At 56.5% G+C, this 13,701-nt stretch carries 10 protein-coding genes; 5 read left to right on the top strand and 5 right to left on the bottom strand.

The window, feature by feature from the left end; all coding sequences use genetic code 11:
- Positions 1 to 198 precede the first annotated feature (198 nt).
- On the top strand, positions 199 to 1,362 hold the full coding sequence (locus tag AR456_RS12695; RefSeq protein WP_051995747.1) for an efflux RND transporter periplasmic adaptor subunit: 1,164 nt from the start codon (positions 199 to 201) through the stop codon (positions 1,360 to 1,362).
- A gap of 95 nt (positions 1,363 to 1,457) precedes the next feature.
- Entirely contained in the window at positions 1,458 to 4,616 is a 3,159-nt protein-coding gene (locus AR456_RS12690) for an efflux RND transporter permease subunit (protein ID WP_056933008.1), read from the top strand.
- 308 nt (positions 4,617 to 4,924) lie between these two features.
- On the opposite strand, the gene AR456_RS12685 is transcribed toward AR456_RS12690, so the two are convergent.
- The gene (locus AR456_RS12685; protein WP_021820938.1) at positions 4,925 to 5,422 is read right to left on the bottom strand and encodes a winged helix-turn-helix transcriptional regulator; all 498 of its coding nucleotides are present in this window, start codon (positions 5,420 to 5,422) and stop codon (positions 4,925 to 4,927) included.
- Positions 5,423 to 5,522: 100 nt separating this feature from the next.
- On the opposite strand from AR456_RS12685, the gene AR456_RS12680 reads away from it, so the two are divergent.
- The 3 genes from AR456_RS12680 (at position 5,523) to AR456_RS12670 (ending at position 10,073) form a co-directional block, all read left to right on the top strand.
- Positions 5,523 to 6,263 (top strand): SDR family oxidoreductase, encoded by a 741-nt coding sequence (locus tag AR456_RS12680; protein ID WP_021820939.1) that lies wholly within the window; start codon positions 5,523 to 5,525, stop codon positions 6,261 to 6,263.
- 13 nt (positions 6,264 to 6,276) lie between these two features.
- Positions 6,277 to 6,870 (top strand): 2-hydroxychromene-2-carboxylate isomerase, encoded by a 594-nt coding sequence (locus AR456_RS12675; RefSeq protein ID WP_021820940.1) that lies wholly within the window; start codon positions 6,277 to 6,279, stop codon positions 6,868 to 6,870.
- Between the two features lie 770 nt (positions 6,871 to 7,640).
- The gene (locus AR456_RS12670) at positions 7,641 to 10,073 is read left to right on the top strand and encodes a membrane-bound PQQ-dependent dehydrogenase, glucose/quinate/shikimate family (protein ID WP_021820942.1); all 2,433 of its coding nucleotides are present in this window, start codon (positions 7,641 to 7,643) and stop codon (positions 10,071 to 10,073) included.
- A gap of 272 nt (positions 10,074 to 10,345) precedes the next feature.
- Here the strand turns inward: AR456_RS12670 and AR456_RS12665 are convergent, their stop codons facing one another.
- Genes AR456_RS12665 through dctP form a run of 4 tightly spaced genes read right to left on the bottom strand, consistent with a single transcriptional unit; the run spans position 10,346 to position 13,661 of the window.
- Positions 10,346 to 10,786: a type II 3-dehydroquinate dehydratase gene (locus AR456_RS12665; RefSeq protein WP_021820943.1), complete on the bottom strand. Its 441-nt coding sequence runs from the start codon at positions 10,784 to 10,786 to the stop codon at positions 10,346 to 10,348.
- A gap of 21 nt (positions 10,787 to 10,807) precedes the next feature.
- A complete protein-coding gene (locus tag AR456_RS12660; protein ID WP_021820944.1) occupies positions 10,808 to 12,100 on the bottom strand; it encodes a TRAP transporter large permease in 1,293 nt (430 codons plus the stop codon).
- Between the two features lie 2 nt (positions 12,101 to 12,102).
- A complete protein-coding gene (locus AR456_RS12655) occupies positions 12,103 to 12,627 on the bottom strand; it encodes a TRAP transporter small permease (protein ID WP_021820945.1) in 525 nt (174 codons plus the stop codon).
- Between the two features lie 56 nt (positions 12,628 to 12,683).
- Entirely contained in the window at positions 12,684 to 13,661 is a 978-nt protein-coding gene (dctP, locus tag AR456_RS12650; protein WP_021820946.1) for a TRAP transporter substrate-binding protein DctP, read from the bottom strand.
- Between the last annotated feature and the right edge of the window lie 40 nt (positions 13,662 to 13,701).

The raw sequence follows: 13,701 nt of genomic DNA, 5'->3' as shown, positions 1-13,701 counted from the left end.
TTCCTGCGCAAGCTACGCGCTGTGCATCGATAAGTGATCCATGGGCATGCGGCTGGTTACCTCAAGTTGAGTTCGGGATGCAAGCTTGCCGTGTCAGCACCTTCCTGGAGAGATGAACTGATGAGTGATCCCGCCACGGCACGTGGACGAGGAGGGCAATTGCCCCCCAGTCTGGCGACCCGCGTTTTTTCCATACACATGTTAGTAGCCATGATGGTGGTGCTTGGTGCCATTGCGACGACCGGTTGCGATAGTCACGCCGACAGTCTGGAGCAGGAGGCGCCACCGCCACCGGAGGTCAGTGTAGCCGAGGTGGTGGTCCAGGATGTGAGTTTCTGGGACGAGTTTACGGGCCACATCGAGGCGGTAGAGACGGTGGAACTGCGTTCGCGAGTTGCCGGCTACATCGACAGCATCCATTACACCGAGGGCCAGAGCGTCGACAAGGGAGATGTCCTGTTCACCATCGATCAGCGTCCTTATCGTGCCAGCCTGGATAGCGCAGAGGCCGACCTACAGCGTGCTCGCGCACGGGTCGAGCTAACCCATGGTGAGGCTGCCCGTGCCGAGCGCCTGGCCCAGACCCAGGCGATTTCCCGGGAAGAACTGGACCAGCGTAGAGCTGCGTCACTCCAGGCTCAGGCCGATCTGCATGCGGCCCAGGCCGCACTCGAGACGGCGCGCTTGAACATGGAATTCACCGAGGTCCGTGCACCAGTCGCAGGCCGAACCGGTCGAGCGCTGATCACTGTCGGCAATCTGGTGTCGGACGCGTCCCTATTAACCAGCATTGTCTCTCTGGACAAGGTTCATGTTCATTTCTACAGCGACGAGCGGACCTGGCTGCAGTACGGCGACATGACCCGTTCCGGAGAGCGCCTCAATTCTCGTGAGAATAGAACGCCAGTGCGCGTTGGGCTAGCAAACGATGGGGGCTATCCCTACAGCGGCGAAGTGGACTTTGTCGATAATCAGTTGGATGCCGACTCAGGCACCATTCTGATCCGTGCCGTGCTCGACAATGACGCTGGGCGCTTCTCGCCCGGTATGTTTGCCAGGGTACAGATGCGTGGCGGCAGTTCCGATAGTGCCATTCTCGTCGATGACAAGGCCATCTTGACCGATCAGGACCGCAAGTATGTCTACGTTGTCGACGCCGAGGGTCTCGCCATCCGTAAGGATGTGAAGCTCGGGCGTATGGCTGATGGATTGCGGGTGATCCAGACGGGCCTGGAACCGGGAGACCGAGTGGTGGTGCGCGGTATTCAGCGGATCTTCTATCCAGGCATGCAGGTGGCTGCGGAAAACATCGAGATGTCCGGAGAGGAGCCTGCCTCACGGGAGCTGGCCACGAGTCATTGAGCGTGTTCGAACGTCAATAGCCGTCATTTGACTTCACTGTCGACCGAGTCATCGGGGTAGGCTCTGGATGCCTGCCTCGGCGAGGGAGCATTGCCATGGATTTTGCCAGGTTTTTCATTGACCGCCCGATCTTCGCCGGGGTGCTGTCGATCCTTATCTTTATCTCGGGGTTGATCACCATACCGCTGATGCCGGTCAGCGAGTACCCGGACGTGGTGCCACCCTCGGTAGTGGTACGCACGGTCTATCCCGGCGCCAATCCCAAGGTCATCGCCGAGACGGTAGCCACACCGCTGGAGGATGCGATCAATGGCGTTGAGGACATGATGTACCTCAAGTCGGTGGCTGGTTCCGATGGTGTACTGCAGGTAACCGTAACCTTCCGTCCCGGTACCGATCCGGATGACGCGACGGTCAAGGTACAGAACCGGGTCAGCCAGGCGCTGGCGCGATTGCCTGAGGATGTGCGCCGACAGGAGGTGACCACGCAGAAACAGTCACCGACCTTTTTGATGGTCGTGCACCTGACCTCTCCGGATGGCCGCTATGACACCCTGTATCTGCGAAACTATGCCCGCCTGCACGTCAAGGATGCTCTGGCACGTATCCAGGGCGTCGGTGATGCGCAGATTTTCGGTGGCGGTGATTATGCCATGCGCGCCTGGCTTGATCCGGACAGGGTTGCTGCTCGAGGGCTCACGGCCGGCGACGTAGTGGAGGCGATCCGTGAGCAGAACGTTCAGGTTTCGGCCGGTCAGCTCGGCGCCGAGCCGATTCCCGATAGCGACTTCCTGACCTTGATCAATGCCAGAGGACGGCTGACCTCCGAACAGGAATTCAGCGACATCGTGGTCAAGACCGGTAGCGACGGACAGATCACCTATTTGTCCGATGTGGCCCGTCTGGAGCTGGGGGCCAATGACTACAGCCTGCGTTCGAAGCTGGACGGCAGCGACGCGGTCGCACTTGGTGTCTTCCAGGCGCCGGGGGCGAATGCCCTGGAAATCCAGGAAAACGTCATCGCGACCATGGATGAACTTGCCCAGCAGTTCCCGGAGGGAGTTGAGTACGAGGCGGTGTATGACACCACCATCTTCGTGCGCGACTCGATCGAGTCGGTGGTCAAGACGCTGCTTGAGGCGGTACTGCTGGTGGTGTTGGTGGTGACGCTGTTCCTGCAGACCTGGCGCGCGTCGATCATTCCGCTGATCGCAGTGCCGGTGTCGGTGGTGGGCACTTTCGCGGTGCTCTATCTGTTGGGATTCTCGATCAATACTCTGACCCTGTTCGGCCTGGTGCTGGCGATCGGCATCGTGGTTGATGATGCGATCGTGGTGGTAGAGAACGTCGAGCGCAACATTGAGGAGGGCCTGGCGCCGCTTGCCGCCGCGCACCAGGCAATGAAGGAAGTATCGGGCCCCATTATCGCCATCGGCCTGGTATTGTGTGCGGTGTTTGTGCCAATGGCATTTCTGTCCGGTGTCACTGGGCAATTCTATCGCCAGTTCGCGGCCACCATCGCCATTTCCACGGTGATCTCCACGGTCAACTCGCTGACCCTGTCACCGGCGTTGGCGGCGCTGCTGCTCAAACCACACGATGCCCCAAAGGATCGCCTCACGCGGATAATCGACGGGTTGTTTGGCTGGTTGTTCCGCCCGTTCAATCGCTTCTTTCTCGCCAGCTCCAGACGCTACCAGGGAGGCGTTTCGCGCAGTCTACGGCGGCGAGGTGTGGTGTTCGGCATTTATGCGCTGCTGCTGGTCGGAACAGGGGTGATGTTCCAGGCGGTGCCGCCGGGGTTCATCCCGACCCAGGATAAGCAGTACTTGATCGCAGGCGTGAAGTTGCCGGAAGGAGCTTCGCTTTCGCGTACCGATGAGATGTTGAGCCAGGTGGGCGAGATCGCCATGGAGAGTGAGGGCGTAACCCACACGATTGCCTTCCCGGGGCTCAATGCGCTGCAGTTTACCAGCACGCCCAACAGCGGAGTGGTGTTCCTGCCTCTGGCCCCGTTCTCCGAACGGAGCCGCTCGGCGGCCGAGATCAATGCCGAAATCAACCAGAAGATAGCCGGATTGCAGGAGGGGTTCGCGTTCTCGTTCATGCCACCGCCGATCCTCGGCCTGGGCAACGGCAATGGCTGGCAGATGTTTATCGAGGACCGCGCAGGGCTCGGCTATGGCGCGCTACAGGGAGCCGTGCAGTCGTTTCAAGGTGCGGTCGCACAGACGCCGGGTATGGGCTTCCCGATCACCAGCTATCAGGCCAATGTGCCGCAGCTTGATGCCGAGGTCGACCGGGTGAAGGCCAAGGCTCAGGGCGTGCCATTGACGGGGCTGTTCAATACTCTGCAAACCTATCTTGGCTCGACTTACGTCAATGATTTCAACCAGTTTGGTCGGACATGGCAGGTGATAGCCCAGGCCGATGCTTCCCACCGCGATAACGTGGAGGATATCGCCAACCTGCGTACTCGTAATGATCGCGGAGAAATGGTGCCGATCGGCTCTGTGGTGGATATTCAGTGGACCTTTGGCCCGGATCCGGTGCTGCGTTACAACGGCTATCCTGCCGCTGACCTGGCTGGTGAGGCGGATCCTCTAGTGTTGTCCTCGACTCAAGCGATGGAGGCACTGAGCGAACTCGCTGCTGAGGTATTGCCCAACGGGATGAGCTTCGAGTGGACCGATCTGAGTTTTCAGCAGAGCACTCAAGGCAATGCCGCCTTGATAGTGTTCCCGCTGTCGGTGTTGCTGGTGTTCCTTGCCCTGGCTGCGCTATACGAGAGCTGGACCTTGCCGCTGGCGGTGATTCTGATTGTACCGATGTGCATGCTTTCGGCTCTGTTCGGCGTGCATTTGATGGCGGGTGACAACAATATCTTCGTTCAGGTCGGGCTGGTGGTGTTGATTGGACTGGCCTGCAAGAACGCTATCCTGATCGTTGAGTTTGCGCGCGAACTGGAGATGCAGGGGCGGGGTATCGTCGAAGCAGCGCTGGAGGCCTGTCGTCTACGCCTGCGTCCGATCATCATGACCTCGATCACCTTTACCGCAGCGGTGGTGCCGCTGATGCTGGCCAGTGGTGCTGGAGCTGAAGTGCGGCAGGCACTAGGCACGGCGGTGTTCGCAGGGATGGTGGGCGTCACGCTGTTCGGACTGTTCCTCACGCCAGTGTTCTATGTGGCACTGCGCAAGTTGGTGACTCGCGGTGAGCGGACTTCGCAGGCACAAGAGGGGTATCAGGCCTGACTCTCGGCAATATAGCCGCTCATCAACTGCAGAGATCCAATAGGTTGACACTAGCCGCTTCGCCCCGGATGGCTGGCTGATGGTTCAGCGCTCTTGATGTTTTCCATGCGAGCCTGCTTGGGCGAACGAGATCTGCTTCATCGGATGGCTAACGGTGGCGGGATGATCAGATTCTCCGCCGCCAGTGGCGAGCAGGCAGCTACGGCAGGATTTGCGCAGCGTTTCCCTAGTCCAATCATAGACAGAAGTGTTCCCTGACGGGAGTAGTCCACGATGGAATATTGCGTGCCTACAATATCGATGGCTTGTCAGTCAGCCGGATTTGCATTGGGAAGAGGGTCTTGCCCGGCTTGGTTTGCCCAGGCATCTCCCGTTTGAACTCGGACATCCCGCGCCCCGATCGGCTCTCCGCATTCGGAACAAACTGTTACTGGGTGCATAACCTCACCGCAGCTCTTGTGAATGTGCACGACAGGCGCACCCCGTTCATCCGCCATGTAGGTATCGCCCCACCGAACCAGCGACAGGATCACCGGGTGCAGGTCCAGCCCTTTCTCGGTTAACCGGTACTCCTCGCGCACCGGCTTTTCCTGGTAGGGGCTTTTATACAACACATCATGGTGCACCAGCTTCTTCAGACGGTCCGTAAGAATATGACGGGTAATGCCCAGGCGTTGCTCAAACATCTCGAAACGCCTCACTCCCAGAAAGCACTCGCGTAATACCAATAGCGTCCACCGGTCGCCAATCACGGCGAGTGTACGGGCCAGTGAGCACGGCTGCTGGTCCAGTTCTTCCCAGCGCATAGACAACCTCTTTCAAGCCAACTGCACACAGAATAGCTTGACAGGTTCCAAAATGGAACCTAGGTTTTTTCCAGTTCTAAAAAAGAACCTAGGAGAGCCTATGCCCACCTCCAATCACAACCCCAAGGTTGCCGTCGTCGTTGGTGCTGGTGACGCCACTGGCGGCGCCATTGCCATACGTTTCGCCCGGGAAGGCATGGCGGTGGTTGCCACTCGCCGCCGCAAAGAAGCCTTGGAACCGCTTGTGAATGAGATCCGGTCCGAAGGCGGTATCATTCATCCCTTCGGGTGTGATGCCCGCAAGGAACAGGAGATGACGGAACTGTTCGAGCATATCGAACAGGCCATCGGTGAGATCCATCTCGTGATTTTCAACATTGGCGCCAACGTCTCGTTCTCCATCACAGACACCACTGAAAGGGTCTACCGCAAGGTCTGGGAAATGGCCGCCCTTGCCGGTTTTCTCACCGGACGCGAAGCCGCCAAAGCCATGCTCCCTCGTGAGCAGGGCACCATTATCTTCACTGGCGCTACCGCCTCCGTTCGCGGCAACAGCGGCTTCGCCGCGTTCTCCGGTGCCAAGTTCGCGTTACGGGCCACTGCCCAGAGCATGGCGCGTGAACTCGGCCCCAGGGGAATCCATGTTGCGCATTCGCTCATCGACGGCGCCATCGACACGGATTTCATCCGTGAAAATTTCCCCGACAAGTACGCCCTCAAAAGCCAGGACGGCATCCTCAACCCGGACCATATTGCCGGCCAGTACTGGCAACTCCACTGCCAGCCCAGGGACTGTTGGACCCATGAACTGGACCTGCGCCCCTGGATGGAAACCTTCTGAAGAGGACAAGCCCATGACACAGAGCATTGATGTTTATTTTGACGTAGGCAGTCCCGCCAGCTATCTGGCCTGGACCCAACTCCCCGCCCTTGCCGAACGCAATAAGGCAGAACTGAACTGGAAACCCATGCTGCTCGGCGGCGTCTTCAAGGCCACCGACAACCAGTCCCCGGGTGCCAATCCGGCAAAGGGCCGGTATATGCAGACGGACCTGAAGCGGTTCGCAGATGAGTACGGAGTTGGATTCCACTTCAACCCCCACTTCCCCGTCGACACGCTGATGCTTATGCGGGGCGCGGTTGCACACCTGGATGATCCCAGGTTCCAGGATTATCTGAGCGCAGTCTTTTCCGCTCTCTGGGTTGAACAGAGGAATATGAACGACCCCAAGGTGATTGCGGAAGTCCTGAAGCAGGCGGGCTTTGATACGGAAGCCGTGCTAGCTAGGTGCCAGGAGTCATCGGTGAGAGATAGGCTCAAAACCATCACCGAAGAGGCAGTGGCACGCGGTTCATTCGGCGCGCCGACTTTCTTTGTCGAGGAGGAGATGTTCTTCGGTCAAGATCGGCTCTGGCAGGTGGAACGGGCTCTCCGGAACCAAGGGTAGCGTTGTCTTTAACAATCGATGGTGATGCGTCGTTTCTGGTAACTCGAGAAAGGAAGGAACTGCGTGGGCCAGTCTCTATCTGCAAGCGTCTTCCAGAGGCGGAGGATCGGGCAATTCCGGGGCACCGGGAAGCTCGAACTGGCTTTTCGCCGGGTTACTGCGCAGCGGCCAGCGTGCCACCAGCATCATGAACCTGATCCAGTCCGCCGAGCCGAGCCGAGCCGAACGGGACATGATTTCTTTATTATATATTGAGGCTATGTCTTGTCGCTTAGCTTAAAGTAAGAAAGCTGCTTCTTAAGACGCAGGACATCCTCATTATTGTTATCAGTTTGTTGCTTAGCCTGTAGCAGATGCACAGACTAACGTATCTGCTCATGAACCATGATCTTGCAGTAGTGATGGCTCATTTCGTCACCGTGTAGGAGGAGGGAGATAGGAGGAAAGGTCTATTGTTGAGCGAGGCAGTGCCAATCCGATCTTCGTTAGGCCGAGCAGCTATACAGTATGACTTACTGCTTTTCGCCGCTGCGATACTGGGGTAGATCATCTAACCTGATAATTCATCTTTGCAGTTTTGAGCGCTGGGCTCATATAAGGCTCTGATACTACTCAAATGGCCTGTGACGGTGGTTTGCCAATACAATGTATAACATTAGCATGCTAATATTGTTGACAGGATCCTATCCTCCTCGTACTCGCCCTACTGAGCCGGTGAATGAAAATCACCGGTGGTCGAGTTTGTTTTCGTTCGCATAATGGGAAATGACATGAAGGGCACCGACCGCAATTCGGTTTCAGCACCCATCAAAGTGCTGTTGATCGTTGTAGGTTTGATTTTCGCTGCTGTAGGGCTGGGGCTGCTGGTCGGTGGGGCGATGCTGATCTCCCGTGGTGGCAGCTGGTACTATTTGCTCATGGGTCTGGCGCTGCTGATCTCGGGCGTTCAGGTGGCGCGCGGCAGGCCTTCGGGTACGGCAATCTATACTCTGGCATTTCTGGCCACCGTGGTATGGGCCTTCTGGGAAGCAGGGCTCGACTTCTGGGCTCTACACGCGCGAATATTCACGTTCCTGTGTGCCTTCTTCCTGTTGATGCTGCTGCATCCGCTGATTCTCAGGCGAGCTGGTCGTCAACCAGCGGCTGCGCTCAATATGAGTGTCGCAGGTGTTGCACTGCTGGCCATGGTCGGGATGGTCTGGGGAATGTTTCTGCCTCATGGGCACCTGATTGCCGAGTCCCCAACCGGTCAGTCTCCCGTTGCCGATGCAGCGACGTCCAACTGGGCGAATTATGGCGGTGATACCAACGCCACGCGCTTTGCAGCACTGGACCAGATTACCCGCGACAATGTTCAGGATCTTGAAGTTGCCTGGACATTCCAAACTGGTGATACACCACAAAGTCCAGGAGGCGGTGGGGCCGAAGACCAGGGCACCCCTCTGATGGTGGATGACACACTCTACTTCTGCACTCCACATAACACTGTCGTTGCTCTCGACAGTGCCTCCGGTGAAGAAAAGTGGCGTAAAGAATTTCCTTCCGATACGAGCACCTGGGTTCGTTGCCGTGGACTGGCGTATTTCGATGCGGCCAGCGCGGTTGAACAGCCGACCGTGCCCGGCAGCACTCAAGTACCACCGGTGGTGTTGAGTGAAGGTTCTGCCTGCCAACGTCGCATCTACATGAATACGATCGATGCCGTGCTGGTGGCCATCGATGCTGATAGTGGAGAGCTCTGCAGTGACTTTGGCGATGCAGGACGTGTCGATCTGAAGACTGGTCTCGGTAATGCAGACGTTCCCCTCTACTCGCTGACATCGCCGCCCACCATTGCCGGAACGACGGTGGTAGTAGGGGGGCGCGTAGCGGATAACGTGGCAATTGACATGCCAGGTGGGGTCATTCGCGGCTTTGATGCCATTACGGGCGAAATGCGCTGGGCTTTTGATCCCGGCAACCCTCAGGATCGCAACGCGCCTGTTACGGACCAGACTTTTGTGCGCTCGACCCCCAATGTCTGGGCGCCGATGACCTACGACCCCGCATCGAATACAGTCTACATGGGGGTCGGTAACGCTGCGATTGATCTCTGGGGAGCAGAACGTTCCGAGTTGGATGAAACCTACGGCGGCACGCTGCTTGCCCTGGATGCCTCAACCGGCAACGAGAAGTGGCACTATCAGACAGTGCGCCATGATCTCTGGGACTATGACGTGCCAATGCAGCCCACATTGATTGATTTCCCTGATGGCAATGGCAATTCCGTACCGGCACTGGTCTTTGGCACCAAGGTTGGTCAGCTTTTCGTGCTCGATCGGCTCACCGGAGAGCCTCTGACGGAAGTTGAGGAGCATGAAGTTCAGCCCGCCACGATCCCGAATGAGCCCTATGCGACTCATCAGCCGGTATCAGTCGGTATGCCTCAGATCGGTGCTCAGCGGCTGACGGAAAAGGACATGTGGGGCGGTACTCCGTTCGATCAGTTGATGTGCCGCTATATCTTCCGTGGCTATCGCTATGACGGCCTGTTCACCGCACCAGACACGGATTACTCACTGAGCTTCCCTGGGTCGTTGGGTGGCTTGAACTGGGGTGGTGTCTCATACGATCCAACGTCACAGACAATGTTCATCAACGACATGCGTCTCGGGCTTTGGGTCCATATGGAGCCACAAGCCGAAAACGCCGCTGCGTCTGATGGATCCGAAGCTGTCAATGCTGGCATGGGAGCGGTTCCGCTCAAGGGCACACCTTATTCGGTGCTGAAGGATCGTTTCCTGTCTCCGCTTGGTATTCCCTGTCAGGAGCCTCCCTTCGGCACCCTCACCGCTGTCAATATGCAGACTCGTAGTGTCGACTGGGAGGCACCACTCGGTACCGTTCAGGACACGGTGCTGTTTGGTATGAAGACACACCTGCCGATACCGATCGGTATGCCTACCATTGGTGGGTCACTTGCCACCCAGGGAGGTCTGGTGTTCTTTGCTGCAACTCAGGACTATTGGCTGCGTGCCTTTGACAGTGCCACTGGAGAAGAAGTCTGGAAGGCCCGTTTGCCCGTGGGCTCACAAGGTACTCCAATCTCTTATGTGTCGCCGGAAACCGGCAAGCAGTATGTAGTGATTTCAGCCGGTGGTGCACGCCAGTCCCCTGATCGTGGTGACTACTTGATTGCCTACGCTTTGCCTGAAGCCGAGTAGGTAAGCGGTATATACAGGGAAGGAGGCGGGGGATGTCCCCGCCGTCCCTGGTTTATGCGGGAGCTTTGGTTTGTCTGTCGGCAACCAGAGCTCTTCTCTCGGCGCGCCCTGGATTGAGCGATGGCGCTCTACTCGGATGCAGATCCAGCGATCAAGGCATTGGGCCCTGCAGACAGCGCGGAACACTCGCCTGCCGGAATAACGGGGTTGTGCAGCACTTCCGTGTGCAGCTTAGGGAACAACTATAACCCGACGAGCACAGTTACCCACGGCTAGGCGCGATCGGTGATCATGTCGCGTAATAGCCGCACCGCATAGCCATAGCCTGGTGCGCCAGTCCCCGCCATAACCGCCGTTGCGATTGGCGAAATCAGCGAGTTGTGATACATCGGTTCTCGCTTATGGATATTGGAAATGTGAAATTCAATGATTGGAAAAGGATACATCTTCAGCGCATCCATGATTGCCATGGAGGTGAAGGTGAAGGCCGCTGGGTTGATCAATATGCCACTCGAATTGTCGATTGCTTCATGAATCCACTCAATCAGTTCAGCCTCGGAATTTGACTGGCGAAAGACAAGTTCAAACTCTCCGCAGGAATCCCGGCAAATGGATTCCACTTCGGCTAATGTCGTGTAGCCATAGATTTCCGGCTCTCTCAGGCCGAGGCGATTGAGATTCGGTCCGTTGATAACATGAATTGGTTTAGACATCGAAATTATCTCTTATAGTTTTCAGCCATCATAGCCAAACTTTCGCGGTAGCCAGAGGACGAGCTCGGGGAAAAGTGTAATGATCGCCAAAGACAGAAGTAGTGCGGCAATAAACGGGATAAGATCGAAGAACAGGTTGCGTAACGGGGCGCGGGTGATGCTCTGCATAATGAAGATCAATAACCCGTAAGGTGGCGTCACCAAGCCGATCATTATGTTTACCACCGCTATCACGCCGAAATGTATCAGATCTACGCCAAGTGCATTTGCAGTGGGAATGAATACTGGCACGATGATCAATATGATGGCTGTCCCTTCCAACAAACAGCCCAACAGCAGCAGCACGATATTGACCATTAACAAGAACTGCAGCACCGTAAGGTCATAATCGGTCAAAAATAGGCGTAGTGACTGAGGAATATTTTCCGACGTTACGACATAATTGAAGACCAATGCACCTGCGATCAACATGCCAATGGCGACAGAAGAGCGGGCGCTGCTGACAAGTGAACCGAATACCTGTCTTGCACTGATGTTGCGATACAGAAGCACTGCAATCAGAAAAGCATAGGCCGCGGCGACGGCGGCTGCTTCGGTGGGGGTCATCGCTCCGCTGTAGATCCCTCCCAGTAGCACCACCGGCAGCATCAATGCAGGGAAAGCACGAGCGGTAATGCCTGGTAGCTGTCGGACTGGTGTAGGTGCCTCCACTGGAAACTTCCTGCGTCGCGCCGTGATCATCACCACGGCCATCAGCATTCCCCCCATCAACAACCCGGGAATAATACCGCCGAGAAACAGATATCCAATAGACGCATTGGAAACCAGAGCATAAAGCACCATCGGAATCGACGGCGGAATGATCGGCCCGATAACGGCAGCACTAGCGGTAAGCGCGGCGGCGAAGCTGCGGGTGTAGCGTCCGTCCTGAGTCATCATGTTGGCGATGATCCGGCCCGTACCCGCTGCGTCGGCGAAAGCAGACCCGGACATACCCGAGAAAATGATGGATTGCACGATGTTCACGTAGGCAAGACCGCCACGGAAGCGTCCGACCAGTGCATTACAGAAATGCAGCAAGCGATTGGTCATCGAGCCAATATTCATCAGTTCTGCGGCAAGAATGAACAGTGGCACTGCGAGAATTACATAACCTGTGAACATGCTGTTCAGCAACTGTTCGGCCACTAGCCCCATGTCCATTCCGTTCATGAAGAGATAAACGACGGAACCGGAGATCATCGATAGCCCGATCGGCAACCCCAGAACTGCCAGGGCGATGATGACCAGCAGTGTAAGCATGAATGGATCCATCCTTAACCTCTCCGTTCTTCTTCTTTAATGATGTCGCTTCTAGCCATTGGGTCGTGCCCCAGTGCGGCACGAATACCAATCCAGACGTAACGAATGATGATGGCTACGCAGAAGATCACGTAAATTGAATACAGCCAGTCAAATCTAATGTGGAGATAGGACGTGTCCTGCACTTTCATGAAGGTTACATAGTCATAAACTGCGGGAAGAGAAATCAGAAAAAGGCTGACGATTCCTATAGAAAAGATCATCGCCATCACACGGCGAATGGAAGGGCGAACATTGCTGTACAAGATGTCGAAGCGAATTTCGTCACGCTCTCTCAGAGTGAACGCGGCACCAAACAACACCAGCCAGATCCACATGACAGTGCTGAGTTCCGAGGCCCAACCTGCCGGCAAGTTGAAAACGTAGCGGAATAATACTGTGACAAGGAATGAGATGAACATGACCGCAAGCATGATAGCCGCAATGGCGTCAGCACCATGACGCAGCCTGGTTGCGAAACGGAGAATCTTCTGGCGCATTTTTCTACCTATAGGGTGGGGTAGGATCGGCCGTAATGTGGCCGATCCACCAGCCATTAAAGGTTGTTGATGCGTTCAAGCATACCTTTCGGCCATGCATCGGAGAGTGATGACTCAAGATACTTCTGCTGTGCATATGCGCGGAAGGCATCTACATCCGGTGTGTAAAGGTCGAGCCCTTCTTCGCGGAAGAAATCGGCCAGTTCATGCTCGTTGCGCTCATGTTCCGCTGTACTCCAGGCGATCGCTTCGTCTGCAGCAGCCTGGAATTCCTGCTGCTGCTCCGGCGACATATCATTCCAGACGCTGGAGGAAACCATCAGCAGATCGAACGCTACGAGATGCGACGTCAACGCAATCTGGTCCATCACTTCATAGAAACGCATGTTCTGGACGTTGGGCAGTGGATTGTCCTGACCGTCGATGGCGCCAGTTTGCAAACCGGTATAAACCTCGGCATAGGCCATGGCGGTTGGATTGGCACCGAGCGACTCGCCCAGGAATTGCCACGATTCGCCCGGCGGCATGCGAAGCCGGATACCGGACATGTCTTCGGGGGTTTCGATGCGCTTATCGTCGACCAGACCCACATGGCGAGTGCCGAAGAAGGTCGGGCCAAGAATATGGACGTCAAGCTGTTCCTCTGCCATGGACTTCATTTCCTCGCCAGCTTCGCTGTGGAAGAAAGTCAGCAGGTGCTCGGCATCACGAAAGAGATAGGCTGATGTAAGAAGAGACCAGGCCGGGATCTGGTTAGCGATATCCTGGGGTGCGACATTACTCATTTCCAGGTTGCCGCGTTGGAGTGCGACCAATTCTGAGCCTTGTCTGAAGAGTGTGCCACCGTAATGCAACTCCATGTCGAAGTCGTCGGCGATGGCCTCTTCGAAGCGCTGCATCATCTCGGCGCGGATATCCTGATCCGAGAACACTGCCGAGAAGCGTAACGTGGGGTTGTCCTGCGCGACTGCCGTTGCCGCGACCATCATGGCACCGATGGCGAGAATGCTCCGACATTTGGCGGTAATGGGCATGGAGTGCCTCCTTTGTCTTGTCATTGTGATGTGCCCAAGG

The organism is Halomonas huangheensis (genome assembly GCF_001431725.1).
Taxonomy (GTDB): Bacteria; Pseudomonadota; Gammaproteobacteria; order Pseudomonadales; family Halomonadaceae; genus Halomonas; species Halomonas huangheensis.
Note: the sequence above shows the minus strand (reverse complement) of the source record. Positions and strands in the feature narration are given on the sequence as shown.